The organism is Actinoallomurus acanthiterrae, from assembly GCF_054775715.1.
This window is the reverse complement of record NZ_BAAHCO010000001.1, coordinates 8,967,384-8,983,319: the sequence shown is the minus strand read 5'-3', so window position 1 is coordinate 8,983,319 and position 15,936 is coordinate 8,967,384. Positions and strand designations below refer to the sequence as shown.

General features: G+C 71.9%; 16 protein-coding genes. 9 read left to right on the top strand and 7 right to left on the bottom strand.

Annotation, left to right across the window (positions count from 1 at the left end; translation table 11 throughout):
• Complete coding sequence (locus ACYVF7_RS42250) at window positions 1-1,905, bottom strand: alkyl/aryl-sulfatase (RefSeq protein WP_460351613.1); 1,905 nt, start codon at window positions 1,903-1,905, stop codon at window positions 1-3.
• A 123-nt stretch (window positions 1,906-2,028) separates the two neighbouring features.
• Here ACYVF7_RS42250 and priA point away from each other — a divergent pair, with 123 nt between their 5' ends.
• The 6 genes from priA (at window position 2,029) to ACYVF7_RS42220 (ending at window position 7,755) form a co-directional block, all read left to right on the top strand.
• Window positions 2,029-2,757 carry a bifunctional 1-(5-phosphoribosyl)-5-((5-phosphoribosylamino)methylideneamino)imidazole-4-carboxamide isomerase/phosphoribosylanthranilate isomerase PriA gene (priA, locus tag ACYVF7_RS42245; protein ID WP_460351612.1) on the top strand — a complete coding sequence of 243 codons (729 nt, stop codon included), beginning with the start codon at window positions 2,029-2,031 and terminating at the stop codon, window positions 2,755-2,757.
• Entirely contained in the window at window positions 2,754-3,158 is a 405-nt protein-coding gene (locus tag ACYVF7_RS42240; RefSeq protein ID WP_460351611.1) for a RidA family protein, read from the top strand. The genes priA and ACYVF7_RS42240 overlap by 4 nt, the downstream gene beginning before the upstream one ends.
• Window positions 3,155-3,907 (top strand): imidazole glycerol phosphate synthase subunit HisF, encoded by a 753-nt coding sequence (gene hisF, locus ACYVF7_RS42235; RefSeq protein WP_433185257.1) that lies wholly within the window; start codon window positions 3,155-3,157, stop codon window positions 3,905-3,907. Before ACYVF7_RS42240 ends, hisF begins: the two co-directional genes overlap by 4 nt.
• Before the next feature lie 365 nt (window positions 3,908-4,272).
• Window positions 4,273-5,322 carry a glucose 1-dehydrogenase gene (locus ACYVF7_RS42230; RefSeq protein ID WP_460351610.1) on the top strand — a complete coding sequence of 350 codons (1,050 nt, stop codon included), beginning with the start codon at window positions 4,273-4,275 and terminating at the stop codon, window positions 5,320-5,322.
• Window positions 5,323-5,328: 6 nt separating this feature from the next.
• Window positions 5,329-6,744, top strand: coding sequence for a sugar porter family MFS transporter (locus tag ACYVF7_RS42225; protein WP_460351609.1), 1,416 nt, complete (start codon window positions 5,329-5,331; stop codon window positions 6,742-6,744).
• Between the two features lie 30 nt (window positions 6,745-6,774).
• Window positions 6,775-7,755: an aldo/keto reductase gene (locus tag ACYVF7_RS42220; RefSeq protein WP_460351608.1), complete on the top strand. Its 981-nt coding sequence runs from the start codon at window positions 6,775-6,777 to the stop codon at window positions 7,753-7,755.
• A 77-nt stretch (window positions 7,756-7,832) separates the two neighbouring features.
• Here ACYVF7_RS42220 and ACYVF7_RS42215 read toward each other — a convergent pair whose 3' ends face one another.
• Window positions 7,833-8,306, bottom strand: coding sequence for a RidA family protein (locus ACYVF7_RS42215; protein ID WP_460351607.1), 474 nt, complete (start codon window positions 8,304-8,306; stop codon window positions 7,833-7,835).
• A 77-nt stretch (window positions 8,307-8,383) separates the two neighbouring features.
• Between ACYVF7_RS42215 and ACYVF7_RS42210 the strand changes: the two genes are divergently transcribed.
• The gene (locus ACYVF7_RS42210) at window positions 8,384-9,172 is read left to right on the top strand and encodes an IclR family transcriptional regulator (RefSeq protein ID WP_460351606.1); all 789 of its coding nucleotides are present in this window, start codon (window positions 8,384-8,386) and stop codon (window positions 9,170-9,172) included.
• Window positions 9,169-9,942, top strand: coding sequence for an alpha/beta fold hydrolase (locus tag ACYVF7_RS42205; RefSeq protein WP_460351605.1), 774 nt, complete (start codon window positions 9,169-9,171; stop codon window positions 9,940-9,942). The genes ACYVF7_RS42210 and ACYVF7_RS42205 overlap by 4 nt, the downstream gene beginning before the upstream one ends.
• A 64-nt stretch (window positions 9,943-10,006) precedes the next feature.
• On the opposite strand, the gene rfbB is transcribed toward ACYVF7_RS42205, so the two are convergent.
• The 5 genes from rfbB to ACYVF7_RS42180 are packed head-to-tail and all read right to left on the bottom strand — an operon-like array spanning window position 10,007 to window position 14,538.
• The gene (gene rfbB, locus ACYVF7_RS42200) at window positions 10,007-11,053 is read right to left on the bottom strand and encodes a dTDP-glucose 4,6-dehydratase (RefSeq protein WP_460351604.1); all 1,047 of its coding nucleotides are present in this window, start codon (window positions 11,051-11,053) and stop codon (window positions 10,007-10,009) included.
• Between the two features lie 48 nt (window positions 11,054-11,101).
• The gene (locus tag ACYVF7_RS42195) at window positions 11,102-11,971 is read right to left on the bottom strand and encodes an SDR family oxidoreductase (RefSeq protein WP_460351603.1); all 870 of its coding nucleotides are present in this window, start codon (window positions 11,969-11,971) and stop codon (window positions 11,102-11,104) included.
• A 1-nt stretch (window position 11,972) separates the two neighbouring features.
• Complete coding sequence (locus ACYVF7_RS42190) at window positions 11,973-12,521, bottom strand: PadR family transcriptional regulator (RefSeq protein WP_460351602.1); 549 nt, start codon at window positions 12,519-12,521, stop codon at window positions 11,973-11,975.
• Between the two features lie 58 nt (window positions 12,522-12,579).
• Entirely contained in the window at window positions 12,580-13,953 is a 1,374-nt protein-coding gene (locus tag ACYVF7_RS42185; RefSeq protein ID WP_460351601.1) for a glutamine synthetase family protein, read from the bottom strand.
• A 27-nt stretch (window positions 13,954-13,980) separates the two neighbouring features.
• Window positions 13,981-14,538: a TetR/AcrR family transcriptional regulator gene (locus tag ACYVF7_RS42180; protein WP_460351600.1), complete on the bottom strand. Its 558-nt coding sequence runs from the start codon at window positions 14,536-14,538 to the stop codon at window positions 13,981-13,983.
• A gap of 106 nt (window positions 14,539-14,644) precedes the next feature.
• On the opposite strand from ACYVF7_RS42180, the gene ACYVF7_RS42175 reads away from it, so the two are divergent.
• Window positions 14,645-15,781 (top strand): FAD-dependent monooxygenase, encoded by a 1,137-nt coding sequence (locus ACYVF7_RS42175; protein WP_460351599.1) that lies wholly within the window; start codon window positions 14,645-14,647, stop codon window positions 15,779-15,781.
• The last annotated feature ends 155 nt before the right edge of the window (window positions 15,782-15,936 follow it).

Here is a 15,936-nt window from a genome sequence, read left to right as displayed (position 1 = left end):
TCACGGAGTGACGATCGCGAAGTCGGGGTCCGGCGCGTCGAGCGTGGCCAGCAGCCGCTCGAGCGCCGTGGCGTCGCCGTCGACCTCGATCCCGGCGGGCGGAGACCCGCCGACGGCGAGGGCGGCCAGCGCCCCGGCCGGCAGGAGGAGCATCGCCTCGGCGGGATCCGCCTGCGGTGCCTTCGTGTACGTGAGGACGCCGTTGCGCAGCACGACCCGGTACCGGGCGCCGGTGTCGGTGAGGACGACGTCGAGCACGACCCGTTCGTCCCAGCCGCGCGGGCCGTTCACCCGGATCGCCAGGGAGTCGAAGACCTGCTCGGCGCTCAGCTGGGCGAGCATGTCCGGCGAGGCGGTGGCCGTGGGCGTGCCGAACCCGCCGTGGCGCAGTTCGTGGGCGCCGGAGAGGTAGGCGCAGCGCCAGGTTCCGTTCTCCGCGCCGTAGCCGAGCTGTTCGAAGGTGTCCGCGAGCAGCTCCCTCGCGGCCTCATGGTCCGGCTCGGCGAACACCACGTGGGCGAGCACCTCGGCCACCCAGCGGAAGTCGCCGTCGGCGAAGGACTCGCGCGCCTTGGCGACGACGGCGTCCGCGCCGCCCATGAACGCGACGTACCGGCGACCGGCCTCGACCGGCGGGTGTGGCCAGAGACGGGCCGGGTTGCCGTCGTACCAGCCCATGTAGCGCTGGTAGACCGCTCTGACGTTGTGGCTCACGGAGCCGTAGTAGCCGCGCGTGTGCCACGCGCGCTCCAGCGCGGGCGGCAGCACCATCGCTTCGGCGATCTCCGGCCCGGTCAGGCCCTGGTTGATCATGCGCAGGGTCTGGTCGTGCAGGTACGCGTAGAGGTCACGCTGCAGACGGAGGAACTCGACCGCGCGCTCGCGACCCCAGATGGGCCAGTGGTGGGAGGCGAAGAGGACCTCCAGATCGGCGCCGAACAGGTCGACGGCCTCGGTCAGGTAGCCCGCCCACGCGTGCGGGTCGCGTACCAGCGCGCCGCGGATCGTGACGATGTTGTGCAGCACGTGGGTGGCGTTCTCGGCGACGCACAGCGCGCGCCGCTCGGGAAAATACAGGTGCATCTCGGCGGGCGCCTCGCTTCCCGGCGCCATCTGGAAGACCACGCGGACACCGTCGACGGTCTGCTCTTCGCCGGTCGCGGTGATCTCGACCGTCGGCGGGACGAGTCCCACGGCACCCGTCGACACCGTCTGACCGAGCCCGGCGCCGACCTGCCCCCGCGGCCCGCGCTCCAGGGCGGCGCCGTACATGTAACCGGACCGGCGGGCCATCGCCGTCCCCGCGTAGACGTTCTCGCTGACGGCGTGACCGGTGAACCCGGCCGGCGCGACGATCGGGACACTGCGGGCCCGGGAGGTCGGTCGGGGTCGGTTGGTCGGGAGAAAGGCTGCGGGGAGCACGCCGCGGACGCCGCCGAAGTGATCCGCGTGGCTGTGCGTGTACACGACTCCGGTGACGGGACGGCCGCCGCGATGCTCGCGGTAGAGGCCGAGCGCGGCCGCGGCGGTCTCGGCGCAGACCAGCGGGTCGATGACGATGACCCCGCGCTCGCCCTCGACGAACGTCACATTGGACAGATCCAGGCCGCGTACCTGGTAGATCCCCGGCACCACCTCGAACAGTCCCTGGATCGCGGTGAGGCGGGACTGCCGCCACAGACTGGGGTTGACGGTCGTCGGCGCCTCTCCCGTGAGGAACGCGTATGAGTCGCCGTCCCAGACGACGCGGCCGTCGTCGGCGCGCACCTCGCCCGGGTCGAGGGCTCCGAGAAGGCCACGCCGGGCGTCCTCGAAGTCCTGCCGGTCATGGAACGGCAACGTCTTCAGCAGTCGCTCGTGCTCGGCGACGACCGGCTCGGCGGCCGGCTTCTGCGTGATGTCCATGCGGCTTCTCCCCTGTGTGGTTCTACCCGGTGACGGGTGTCCGGCACGTACGCTCCGGCGGGTCGGCGCACCGCCACCGGCCTGCGACCGGGGGCGGTGCGCGGGCTCGATAGGCTGACGGGCATGACTCTCACGCTCCTTCCCGCGGTGGATGTCGCCGACGGCCAGGCCGTGCGCCTCGTGCAGGGCGAGGCCGGCACCGAGACCTCGTACGGCGAGCCCGTCGAGGCGGCCCTGGCCTGGCAGAGTGCGGGCGCGGAGTGGGTCCATCTGGTCGACCTGGACGCGGCGTTCGGCCGGGGTTCCAACCGTGAGCTGCTCGCCACGGTGATCGGCAAGCTGGACGTCAAGGTCGAGCTGTCCGGCGGCATCCGCGACGACGCCTCGCTGGCCGCCGCGCTGGCCACGGGCTGCGCGCGCGTCAACATCGGCACGGCGGCGCTGGAGAACCCTGAGTGGTGCCGAAAGATCATTGCCGAGCACGGGGACAAGATCGCGGTCGGGCTCGACGTGCGCGGCACCACGCTCGCCGCCCGCGGCTGGACGCGTGAGGGCGGCGACCTGTGGGAGGTGCTCGACCGCCTCGAGGCCGACGGCTGCCCGCGCTACGTCGTCACCGACGTGACCAAGGACGGCACCCTGCGGGGACCGAACACCGAGCTGCTGCGCGAGGTATGCGCGCGCACCGACCGCCCCGTCATCGCCTCGGGCGGCGTGTCCTCCCTGGACGACCTGCGGGCGCTCGCCGCGCTGGTTCCGGCCGGCGTCGAGGGCGCCATCGTCGGGAAGGCGCTGTACGCCGGCGCGTTCACCCTGGAAGAGGCCCTGGCGGCGGTCGGAGGGGCCGCGTGATCAAGCGGATCTCCTCGGGCGGCCCGTGGGAGAACGTCGTCGGCTACTCGCGGGTGGTCGTGGCCGGCCCGTGGGTGCTGGTCGCGGGCTGCACGTCGACCGTGGACGGCGAGGTCCGCCACGAGAACGACGCGTACGGCCAGACGAAGACCGCGTTCGGCATCGCCCTGCAGGCGGTCGAGCAGGCCGGCGCCGCGGCCGAGGACGTCGTACGGACCCGGATCTACGTCCGGGACATCGCCGACGCCGAGGCGGCGGGGCGGGCGCATCACGAGATCTTCGGTGAGATCCGCCCGGCCACGACGATGATCGAGGTCTCCGGGTTCATCGATCACCGGATGCTGGTAGAGATCGAGGTGGACGCCTTTTCCGAGGCGCTCCAGGACGGAGACAGGCCATGACCGTCGCCATCCGGGTGATCCCGTGCCTGGACGTCGACGCCGGCCGGGTGGTCAAGGGCGTCAACTTCGAGAACCTCCGGGACGCCGGCGACCCGGTCGAGCTGGCCCGGCGCTATGACGCCGAAGGCGCCGACGAGCTGACCTTCCTCGACATCACCGCCTCCAGCGGCGAGCGGGAGACGACGTACGAGGTCGTGCGCCGTACGGCCGAGCAGGTGTTCATCCCGCTCACCGTCGGCGGCGGCATCCGTACCGTCGACGACGTCGACCGGCTGCTGCGCGCCGGCGCCGACAAGGTATCGATCAACACGGCGGCGATCGCCCGGCCGGAGTTCCTCCGGGAGGCGGCGCACCGGTTCGGCTCGCAGTGCATCGTGCTGTCGGTGGACGCCCGCCGGTCCGGTGACGGCTTCGAGGTGACCACGCACGGCGGGCGGCGCGGCACCGGCCTGGACGCGATCGAGTGGGCGCGGCGCGGCGAGGAGCTCGGCGTCGGCGAGATCCTGCTCAACTCCATGGACGCCGACGGCACCAAGAGCGGCTTCGACCTGGAGATGCTGCGGGCGGTTCGCGAGGTCGTCGGCGTGCCCGTCATCGCCAGCGGGGGAGCGGGCGCGCTCGAGCACTTCGCCCCGGCGATCGACGCGGGGGCCGACGCGGTGCTCGCCGCCAGCGTCTTCCACTTCGGCGAGCTCAAGATCGGCGACGTCAAGGAGTCCATCCGCCAGGCGGGCCACCCCGTACGCTGACCGGACCCGAGCCCTGGGTCGTCGGCCGGCTCGAGCCCCGGGTCGTCGGCCGGCTCGAGCGTGCCGATTCTCCCGTCGCCGACGGCGATCCGGGGTGACGTCCGTCTCGAATCCGCCTCGAGCGAGCATGTTCGCCGGTGAGCGGGGCACAGGTGGGGCGTGTCCCACAGAAGTGACATAGCCCTTAACCCGGTGTATCGGGCGGTCCGCTCGGTGTCCGGGCGTAGCGGCGCGACCGTCGTCCTGTGCGTTCCGTGGCGGGTTGATCACGCTGGATGTACCGTTGTCACAAACGCACATTTTGGGCATCCGGGGCCGAGGTCACTTCGGGGGAATGGGGAAGCGGCTCTGGGCGGGAGATGATCATGCGTGCTCTTACGGTGGTGCCGTTGAAAGCGGGATCGCTCGAGGTCGGCGAGGTCCCCGAGCCCGCACGAGGCGAGGGCGAACTGCTCGTCGACGGCGTCGCGCTCGGCGTGTGCGGCACGGACCGGGAGATCGTCGCCGGCGACTACGGCTGGGCGCCACCCGGCGAGAATCGGCTGATCATCGGACATGAGTCGCTCGGGCGGGTCCGGGAGGCCCCCGAGGGCAGCGACTTCAGCCCCGGTGACCTGGTCGTCGGCATCGTACGGCGGCCCGACCCGGTGCCGTGCGGCGCGTGCGCCCGCGGCGAGTTCGACATGTGCCGCAATGGCCGGTACACCGAACGGGGCATCAAACAGATCCACGGTTTCGGATCCGAGCGGTGGACGATCGAGGCCGACTACGCGGTCCGCATCGACCCGGCGCTGGGCGACCTCGGCGTCCTCATGGAGCCCACGAGCATCGTGGCCAAGGCCTGGGACCACATCGAGCGGATCGGCAGCCGGGCCTGGTTCGAACCCCAGCGGCTCCTGGTGACGGGCGCGGGCCCGATCGGCCTGCTGGCCGCCCTGCTGGGCGCGCAGCGAGGGCTCGACGTCCACGTGCTCGACCGGGTCACCGGCGGGGTGAAGCCGAAGATCGTCGCCGATCTCGGCGCGACGTACCACACGGGATCCGTCGACGAAGTCACCGCGAAGGCATGCCCGGACATCGTCATCGAGGCCACGGGTGTCTCTCACCTCGTCATGGAGACGATCACCAACAACGCGGCGGCGAGTGTCGTGTGCCTCATGGGCGTCTCGCGCGGGGGCCATCGGATCGAGGTGGACGCCGGTTCGCTCAACCGGGAGATCGTCCTGGGGAACGACGCCGTCTTCGGATCGGTCAACGCCAACCATCGCCACTACGAACTGGCCGCCGAGGCGCTCCTGCGCGCGGACCGGTCGTGGCTGGCGCGACTCATCACCAACCGGCTGCCCCTCGAGCGAGCGCCCGAGACGCTCGAAGGCCGCAGCGGCGACGACGTGAAAGTCGTCATCGACCTGTAGATCGGGATGACCATGACCACACAAGCTCCCGCCGTACGGCAGGAACACCTGGCGCATGTCGTCTTCATCAGCGCCGCCGCGGCTCTCGGCGGCTTCCTGTTCGGGTACGACAGCGCCGTCATCAACGGGGCCGTGGACGGCATCAAAGGCCACTTCGGCGTCGGAGCCGGCGTCACCGGTCTGATCGTGTCCGCGGCGCTGCTCGGCTCGGCGCTCGGCGCCGCGATCGCCGGCAAGCTCGCCGACGTCAAAGGACGTCTCCTCGTCATGCGGCTGGCCGCGATCCTGTTCGTGGTCAGCAGCTTCGGGGCGATGTTCCCGTTCGCGGACTGGGAACTCGCGTTCTGGCGGATCATCAGCGGCGTCGCCATCGGGATGGCCTCGATGGTCTCGCCGGCCTACATCGCCGAGGTGGCGCCGCCCGCCTACCGCGGCCGGCTGGCCTCCTTCCAGCAACTGGCGATCGTGCTCGGCATCGCGATCTCGCAGCTAGTGAACTTCGCGATCGCCTCGCTGGCCGGCGGCAATACCCGCAACCACCTGGTCGGCATCGAGGCATGGCAGTGGATGCTGGGCGTCGCGGCGCTTCCCGCGGCGATGTACCTCATCTTCGCCCTGATCATCCCTGAGTCGCCGCGTTACCTCGTGGAGGACGGGAAGCTCGACAAGGCTCGCCAGGTCCTCGCCGAGGTCGAAGGCGAGCACATCGACCTCGACGCCCGGGTCCGGGAGATCCAGTCCGTGCTCGCCGCGGAGCACAAGCCGCGGCTGCGGGACATCCGGGGACACGCCGCGGGCCTGCTGCCGATCGTGTGGGTGGGCATCGGCCTGTCCGTGCTGCAGCAGTTCGTCGGCATCAACGTGATCTTCTACTACTCCGCGTCGCTGTGGCACTCGGTCGGGATCTCGCAGACCAACTCGCTGCTGATCAGCCTGTCGACCTCGATCATCAACATCGTCGGCACGTTCATCGCGATCGCGTTCGTCGACAAGATCGGCCGCAAGCCGCTGGCGCTGATCGGCTCGGTCGGGATGACGATCTCGCTGGCGACGATGGCCTGGGCGTTCAGCGCCGCGCACAAGATCAGCGGCACCGAGGTCCGGCTGCCGCACGCCGAGGGTCTGGTGGCACTGTTCACCGCGCACACGTACGTGCTGTTCTTCGCGCTGTCGTGGGGCGTGGTCGTCTGGGTCATGCTGGGTGAGATCTTCCCGAACAAGATCAGGGCGGCCGCGATGTCCGTGGCCGTGGCGGCCCAGTGGATCGCCAACTGGCTGGTCACGGTGACGTTCCCCAGCCTGTCGGAATGGAGCCTGTCCGGGGCGTACGTCGGATACTCGGTCTTCGCCGCGCTGTCGGTGCTGTTCGTCGTCCGGTTCCTGCACGAGACGAAGGGCAAGAAGCTCGAGGAGATGGGCTGACCGCCCGCACCGACCGGCGAGGAGGAGCATATGACGCTGCCCACGGCGCGCCTGGGCACGACCGACATGGAGATCACCCGCGTCGGGTTCGGCGCCTGGGCGGTCGGCGGATCCTGGGAGTACGGCTGGGGCCCCCAGAGCGACGAGGAGTCGATCAAGGCGATCCGGCACGCCGTCGACCAGGGCGTGAACTGGATCGACACCGCGGCGGTCTACGGTCTCGGGCACTCGGAGAAGGTCGTCGCCCAGGCGCTCAAGGGCGTGTCCGACCGCCCGTATGTCTTCACCAAGTGCGGGATGATCTGGGAGGCCGACGGGGACGTCGCGCGCGTCGCCCGGCCGGAGACGATCCGCCGGGAGGTCGAGGACTCGCTGCGGCGGCTGCGGGTCGAGCGGATCGACCTCTACCAGGTGCACCAGACTCCCGACGACGGCACGCCCGTCGAGGAGTACTGGGAGACGATGGCGGAGTTGAAACAGGAGGGGAAGGTCCGCGCGATCGGCCTGTCCGACCACAGCGCGCTGCGCCTGGAGAAGGCCGAGCTGGTCGCGCACGTCGACTCCCTGCAGCCGCCGTTCTCGCTGATCGACCGCATGGCCGCTCCGGAGATCGACTGGTGCGCCCGTGACGGCGCCGGAGTGATCGTCTACTCGCCGATGCAGTCCGGCCTGCTGACCGGCGCGTTCTCCCGGCAGCGGGCCGACACGCTTCCCGACGACGACTGGCGGCGACGCTCTCCGGACTTCACCACCGGCCTCGACGCCAACCTCGCGCTGGCCGACGCCCTGCGGCCGGTCGCCGAACGGCACGGCGTGTCCCAGGCGGCCGTCGCGGTCGCCTGGACCCTCGCCTGGCCGGGCGTGACCGGCGCGATCGTCGGCGCCCGCAACCCCGAGCAGGTCAACGGCTGGCTGCCCGCCGCGTCGCTCGAGCTGACACCGGAGGACCTGGCCGAGATCGCCGTGGCCGTGGCACGAACCGGCGCCGGCCGCGGTCCCGTACGCCCCTGACCTCAGACGACGTGCGCGCCGACGCTGGTCACGGTCCTGGACGCCCCTGACCTCCAGCGACCTCGACGATCGGGACCTCAGGCGAGCTCCACGATCGCCTCGACCTCGACCGGCACCGCGAACGGCAGGGCGCACACGCCGATCGCGGAGCGGGCGTGGCGGCCCGCGTCGCCCCACAGGTCGCAGACGAGGTCGCTGAAGCCGTTGACGACGGCCGGCGTCTGCTCGAAGCCGGGCGTGCAGTTGACGTATCCGGTGACCTTGACCCACCGCCGTACGCGCGACAGCTCGCCGAACTCGCGTTTGAGGGAGGCGAGGGCCGCGAGGGCGCACTGCCGGGCCGCCGCCCGGCCCTCTTCCACGGTGAGGTCCGCGCCGACCTTGCCGCGGGCGAGCCGGCGCGGCCCGTCGGCCGGGCCGTGCCCGGACAGGTACGCCAGCGGGCCCGCCACCGTGACGAACTCCAGCCGCAGGGCGACGCCGGGCGGGGCGGCGATGGGCGAGGGGAGGACCGCACCCAGCTCGGAGAGGCGTCGTTCGATCAGATCCATGCGGGCAACCTAGAGAAATGAAACGGCGTTCCGCAAGCTCTTGAAGAATGAAACGTCATTCCGTATCTTCTCGGTCCATGGTGCCGCGAAACGACGGCGACGAGCAGCCGGTCCAGGCCGTCGCCCATGCCCTCGACGTTCTCGAACTCCTCGCGGCCGAGGGGCCCAGGTCCCTCGGCCGGATCGCCGAGAGTTGCGGGCGGTCGAAGGCGACCACCCATCGGCTGCTCGCCACGCTGGTGACCCGGGGCTACGCCGAGCAGGATCCCGAGACGGGCGTGTACCGGGCCGGCCTGCGCTGTGTGGAGCTCGGCATGAGCGTCCTGGCGGGAGTACGGATCGGCGACGTCGCCCGGCCGCACCTGGAGGAGCTGAACGCCGCCACCGGCGAGGTCGTCCACCTGTGCGTGTACGACCGGGGTGAGGTCGTCTACATTGCCAAGCTGGACTCCCGCCTGCCGGTCGCACCGCAGTCCCGGGTCGGCGCCCGCGCCCCGGCACACTGCGTCGCCCCCGGCCGGGCCCTCCTCGCCCACCAGCCGCCCGCCGAGCTCGCCCGCGTCACCGACGCCGGACTGCGGCGCTACACCGAGAACACGATCACCGAGGCCGATCGGCTGGCCGAGGAGCTGGCACGGGTCCGCGAACGGGGATACGCGATCAACGAGTCGTCGTGGCGTTCCGGCGTGTGCGGGATCGGCGCCGTCATCCGGGACTACACCGGCACGGCGGTCGCCGCCGTCGGCTGCTGCGTGCCCGAGTCCCGCTTCGGCACCGCGCACCGGCGCGACCTGGCCACGGCCGTCACGACGGCGGCCACCCGGATCTCGGCGGACCTGGGGCACGCCGCGGCGGTGACCGGATGACCACCCGCCTCTTCGCCGAGATCACCGGCACGGACTCCGGCCGCGACCCGGTCCTGCTGCTGCACAGCCTCGGCCTCGACCACACGATGTGGCGCTCCTGCGCCCCGTACCTCGCCGCCGAGCGCCGCCTGATCATCGTGGATCTGCCGGGCCACGGGCGATCTCCGGCCGGCCCGGACACCGGCGCGGGCCTCCTGTCGCTGCTCGACGCCGCCGGAGCGGCCCGCGCCCACGTCGTCGGCGTGTCGCTCGGCGGGAACGAGGCGCTCGCCCTGGCCGCCCGGGCGCCGGAACGCGTGCGCTCGGTCACGGCGTCCGGTTCGTTCGCGTTCCTGGACGCGACGGAACGCACGGCGAAACTGGACGCGACGGTCGTGCGCGCGGCGGAGCTGGGCATGCCCGCGTTCGCCGACGCGTACATCGCGGGCACCCTGAGTGCGGAGGCCCGGGAGAGGGACGGACACCGCCTGCGCGAGGTCCTGGGCGGGACGCCACCTGAGTCGTACGCAGCGGCGGCCCGCCGCTGCTTCGCCACCGACCTTCGCCCGCTCCTGCCCACCGTCCACTGCCCGGTCCTGCTCCTCGTCGGAGAACACGACACGAGAACACCCCGCTCCAGCGCCGAACGCATCGCCGCCGGCCTCGCCCACCCGGAGATCCAGGAGATCCCCGGAGCCGGCCACCTGGCCAACGTGGACGAGCCGAGGCGCTTCACCGCCGCCCTGCAGGCGTTCTGGGACTCCGACCGACCGGCGGACGTCGCCCGGTGACCCACGGACCAGGCCATGGCGGGAATCCTCGCTGAGCGCGAGAGCAGTGTCCCCTTTCAGGGGCTCACGTGGACGAACGCGCGGCGGGTGAGTGGGCGGCGGGGCGGGCCGGCCAGGCGTCTTCGGTGATCAGGCGGCGGGACAGCAGGGGCTCCCACCAGGAGCGGTGGTCGCGGTACCAGCGGATCGTCTCGCGGATCCCCGTCTCGAAGGAGACCGTCGGCCGCCAGCCGAGCTCCCGGCGGATTTTTCGGGCGTCGAGCAGGTAACGACGGTCGTGTCCGGGGCGGTCGGGGACCACCGTCTTCAGTGAGGCGGGGAGCCCGAGCTCGTCCAGCACGAGGTCGGCGAGGTCCTCGATGCTCGCCTCCTCGCCCGTGCCGACGTGGTAGGTGGCGCCGTCGGCGCCGCGTTCGACGATCGCCGCGATCGCCGCGCAGTGGTCCGCGACGGAGATCCACTCCCGGCGGTGGCGGGTCGAGGCGTACATCGGCAGCGGCCGCCCGGCCAGCGCGTTGGTGACGAACAGCGGCAGCACCTTCTCGGGGAACTGGTACGGCCCGTGGTTGTTCGCGCAGTTGGAGATCGTCACCGGCGTCCCGTACGTGCTGTGGTAGGCACGCACCAGGTGGTCGGCGCCCGCCTTGCTGGCGCTGTAGGGCGTGTTCGGCCGGTAGGGGCTGGTCTCGGTGAAGCCCTCGGCGGCGTCGAGCGGCAGGTCCCCGTACACCTCGCAGGTCGACACGTGGTGGAAACGCCCGACTCCGACCCGGCGGCACACGTCCAGCAGCACCTGGGTGCCGAGGACGTTCGTGCGGAAGAAGCGCTCCGGCTCGACCACGGCGAGGCTGTTGTGCGACTCGGCGGCGAGGTTGACGACGACGTCGATCTCCCGGCCGCCGAGCAGGGCGAGCATACGCTCCTCGTCGCCGATGTTCGCGCGTGCGAACTCGATGTCGCTTTCAAGTCCCGCGAGGTTCCTCAGGTCACCGGCGTACGTGAGGGCGTCGATCGCGATGATCGTGTCGGCCGGCTCGGCCGCGCGCCAGTGCCGTACGAGGTTGCCGCCGATGAACCCGGCCGCCCCCGTGACCACGATCGTCCTCGGCATCTCCCCGCCATCCGTCACCGCTCCGTCTGGAACCTCGCAGAATACCCATCACCAGGTCGTCGCCTGCGCGGTGAAGGCGGTGAGGTTGGCGGCGGCCCAGTCCCGGAAGGTCCGGGGCGGCAGCCCGGTCATCTGCTCGACGGTCGGCAGGGGCGTCCACCCGCGCCCGTGGAGGGGACTGCCCATGGCGGCGACCGTGGCGTCGGCCAGCCGCTCGTCCATGCCGTACGCGACCATCTGGTCGCGGGACTGCTCCGGGGTCTGGACGGTGACGCCGATGGGCCTGTCCAGCAGCTCGGCGAGGACGGCGATCTGACGCCTCGGCGAGATCGCCTCCGGGCCCGTCACGGGATGCCCCGCGCCGGTGGGGCCCGGGCCGACGAGCAGGTGGTACGCGACGGCGGCGATGTCGACCGGATCGACCGGGGCGACCGGGAGGTCGGCGAAGGGCACGGACACCGCACCGGCCGCGGCGATGGACGCCGTCCAGTGCAGCGCGTTGCTCATGAACGCCCCCGGCCGGACGAACGCGCAGCGCACGCCCGAGCGGACGACGGCCACTTCGCCTTCCCGGTGCCAGCGGGTGAGCGGGTCGTCCGCACCCTCGTCGATGCCGAGGACGGAGAGCTTGACGAGATGGTCGATCCCCAGGGCGGCGGCCGCCTCGGCCACGATGTGGTCCTGCCGCGGACCGTCCGGCCCGCCCGTCAGCAGGAACACCCGGCGTACGCCGCTCAGCGCCCGCCGGACCGCTTCGGGGTCGTTCAGGTCCGCGGCGTACGGCTCGACGCAGGGCAGCCGGTCGCCGCGCTCAGGGTGGCGGGACATCGCCCGTACGGTGGCGCCCCGGGCCGACAGGAGGCGGACCAGGGCGCTGCCGACGGTCCCGGTGGCGCCGGTGACCAGGAATTCGGGCATCTCAGTCTCCTTCGCGGGTGATCTTCGGGAGGGTCTGGAGCAGGTGCTCGTGCCAGTCGACCTCGGCCCGCAGGCGGGTGATCTGGTGCTCCGACACGACCAGCTCCGCCGCGCTCAGCCAGGGGCGGGCCGCGGCGAGCCGGCTCTCGGCCGAGGTCAGCCGGGCCCGGAACTCCAGCAGCCGCGCGTTCACGATCTCCTGCAGGGTCTCCTCGGCGACCGTCCGGGAGTGGGCGAGGGCGAGATCGAACGGATCGGTGGGGACGACGACCGCCCGCAGCATCTGGTCGTGCAGGGTGCTCAGCGCTCGCCGGCCGTCGGCAGTGATCTCGTAGACGGTCCGCTCGGGATAGTTGCCCTCCCGCTCGGTCCGGACCTCGGCGACCAGCCCCTCGCGAGAGAGCCGCGCCAGCGCGCCGTACAGCGCGCCGGGTTTGACGTCCGCCCAGTGCTCGGCCCGGTCCTCGGCGACCTGCAGGCGCATCTGGTGCCCGTGCATCGGGCCTCGCTCGGCCAGGGTGCTCAGCACGAAGAGACGAATAGCACTCACGAGCGACTACTCTCGCATGAGTAGTCGCGCATGGTCAATTAGATCGGTGCGGGCCCGCTCAGAACTTCGTGAAGTGGTGGAAGCACTCGTAGGCGGCGTCCTGGGCGGCGAACGCCTCGACGTCGGCGCGTTTCACGGCGAGGTAGGCGGCGCTGCGCAGCGGGCCCAGGGCGTTCATGAGCAGGGTGTCGGCTTCTAGGGCGTCGAGCGCCTCGCCGAGGGAGGAGGGGAGGCGCGGCGGGCGGCCGGCCTCGGGGAGGGTGTCCGGATCGACGTCGACCGCCGCTCCGGGATCGGTCCTCGACCGGATGCCGTCCAGGCCGGCGTGGATCACCGCGCCGAGGGACAGGTACGGGTTGGCGCTGGAGTCCGACGGCTTCAGCTCCAGGTTGGTGGTCTCCCTGGCCGCGTCCCGCATCGGCGAGCAGATCCGTATGGCCGCCTCGCGGTTGTCCATGCCGTAGCAGGCGTACGCGCTCGCCCACGACCGTGGGGCGAGGCGCCGGAAGCCGTTGACGGTGCCGGAGGTGAGGGCCGTCAGGGCGGGCAGGTGCGCGAGGAGCCCGCCGATGAACCAGCGGCCCTCATCGGACAGGCCGTACGCGCCGGCCGGATCGTGGAAGACGTTGCGGTCGCCGGACCACAGCGACAGGTGCAGGTGGCAGCCGTTGCCCGCCTGGCCGGGAATGGGCTTGGGCGCGAGCGAGGCCCACAGCCCGCGGCGCATCGCCACCGCCCGTACGGTCTCGCGGTAGAGCACGTGGTTGTCGGCGGCGCGCAGGGCGGCGGAGGGCCGGATCGACAGCTCCTGCTGCCCGTGCCCCAGCTCGGGGTAGTAGTGCTCGACGCGCATGCCCTGGGCCTCCAGGGCGTGGACCAGCTCGACGGTGAAGTCGTGCGCGGCGTGGAAGCCGGTCGCGGAGTAGCAGAGGCTGTCGTCGATGGGAACGAGCCGGTCCGGGCCCTGGTCGACGGGTATCCGGCGGCCCAGCGTGAACTCCGGCTCGAACGCCGCGACGAGGGAATGGCCGGTCTCGGCCAGCGCGGCGATGGCGTCCTTGAGGAAGGCGCGCGGGCAGGCCTCCCACGGTTCGCCGTCCGGATGGACGAGGTCGGACAGCATCGCGGCGGCGCCGGGGGCATAGGGGAGCGGCGTGAACGTGGACGGGTCTCCCAGGATGCGGACCTCGCCCACGGGCCCCATGCCCGCGACCGGCTGCAGCGTGTCGAGCATGGTCATCGCCATCATCGCGACGGTGTGCCCGATGCCCGTGTACAGCCGGTCGGCGATTCGAGCCCCGGCGGCGGACTTGCCGCGGATGATCCCACCGTGGTCGGCGTAGAGGAACCGGACGAGGTCGATGCGGCCCGTCTCGACCCGCTCGGCCACGTGCGCTGCCACCGGGTCGTCGCGCCTTTTTCTGGCGTCCATTCCTCTGGAGTAACACGGAGGGTGAGATCAGGCCAGTGGCGCGCCGATGTACCGCTGAACCGTCGGGGCCAGCTCGGCGACGAGCGTGTCGACGTCGAGGGCGACGATCGGCGGCAGCCGCAGGATGTAGCGGCACAGCGCCGCGCCGAGCAGCTGGCTCGCCACCAGGGCGGCTCGGGTCGGGCCGTCCTCGCCGGAGCCCAGCGCCGTGGCGACCTGGGTGGCGAAGACCGTGCGCATGCGCTCGGCCGCGCCGTCGTTGGTGACCGCGGACCGCAGCAGCACGGTCAGCACCTCACCAGGCCCCTCGCCCTCCCACAGCTCGAAGAAGTGGCGCACGAAGATCTCTCCGACCTGGTCGGGAGGGATTGAGGCGAGGTCGGGAAGCCGCAGGTCGAGGTCGACCGCGGCGGCGAACAGGCCCTCCTTGGATCCGTAGTAGCGGATGACCATCGACGGGTCGATGCCGGCGTCGGCGGCGATCGCGCGGACGGTCGCCCGCTCGTAGCCGTCGGCGGCGAAGCGGCGGCGGGCGGCGGCGAGGATCGCCGCGCGGGACTCCTGGGATCGGGCGGTGAAGGCCATGCCCACAAGTGTAGGCCAACGAGTGTTGGCAAAGTCGCATCGGGCGGCTAGTCTCATTGTCAACGGGCGTTGGCCATCAAGCGTTGGCCGCTAGGAGGGAACCGAAATGACTGAGCTTCCAGACACCACCGAGGTCGTCATCGTCGGCGCCGGCCCCACGGGCCTGGCCCTCGCCGCCTCGCTGGCGGACCGGGGAGTGGACTTCGTGCTGCTGGACAAGGCCGCCGAGGGGACGAACACCTCACGCGCCGCCGTGGTCCACGCCCGCACCCTCGAGGTACTCGAGCCGCTCGGCGTCACCGGCGAGCTGGTCGAGCGCGGGGTGATAGTCCCGACGTTCACGGTCCGCGACCGGGACCGGACGCTCATGAAGGTCGACTTCGGCGGGCTGCCCACGGCGCACCCCTACACGCTGATGATTCCGCAGAGCACGACCGAGGAGGTCCTGCTCCAGCGCCTCCGAGCGCTCGGCGGCGACGTGCACCGGGGCAGCGCGGTGACCGCGGTGGACGGTGACGCCGAGGGCGCCACCGTGCGGCTGGCGGACGGGGCGACCGTCAGAGCGCGCACCGTCGTCGGCGCCGACGGCATGCACAGCGTCGTCCGCGAGCAGGCCGGCATCGGCTTCACCGGCGGCGCCTACGAGGAGTCGTTCATCCTCGCCGACGTCCGTGTGGAGTGGGACCTGCCGGACGACCAGGTCCAGCTGTTCCTGTCCCCGGACGGACTCGTCGTGGTGGCCCCGCTTCCCGGCGGCCGGCATCGGGTCGTCGCCACCGTCGACGAGGCGCCCGAGCACCCGGACGCCGACGACGTGCGCGACGTCCTCCGCGCCCGGGGCCCGCAGGCCTCGCCGGCGCGGATCGGCGACGTCGCGTGGAGCTCACGGTTCCGGGTGCACCACCGGATCGCCGACCACTACCGGGCCGGGCGGATCTTCCTCGCCGGTGACGCCGCCCACGTGCACAGCCCGGCCGGAGGCCAGGGCATGAACACCGGCATCCAGGACGCCGTGGACCTGGCCGGCCGCCTCGCCGCCGGGACCGAGGACGGTTATGAGGCCGTACGGCGCCCGGTGGCCGCCGAGGTCGTGGCGATGACCGACCGGATGACCCGCGCCGCCACCGTCGACGGGAACGTCGCTCGCGTGGTGCGCAACACCCTCCTGACCGTGGCCGGCCACAACCCGACGGTCCGGCGCAAGCTGGCGATGCGCCTGTCCGAGCTCTCGGTGGGCCGCTGAGCGGACGGCCGCCGGGCCCGGGACGCCCAGAAGCTCAGCGGGGCACGAACGGTGTGCCGCGGCTCGGTTCGGGTGGTCGGCCGGGCGTCGGGTGGTGGCGGATCTGGGGGCACGGATGGTGCGCTGCGGCTCGGTTCAGGCGATGGTCGGGTGGC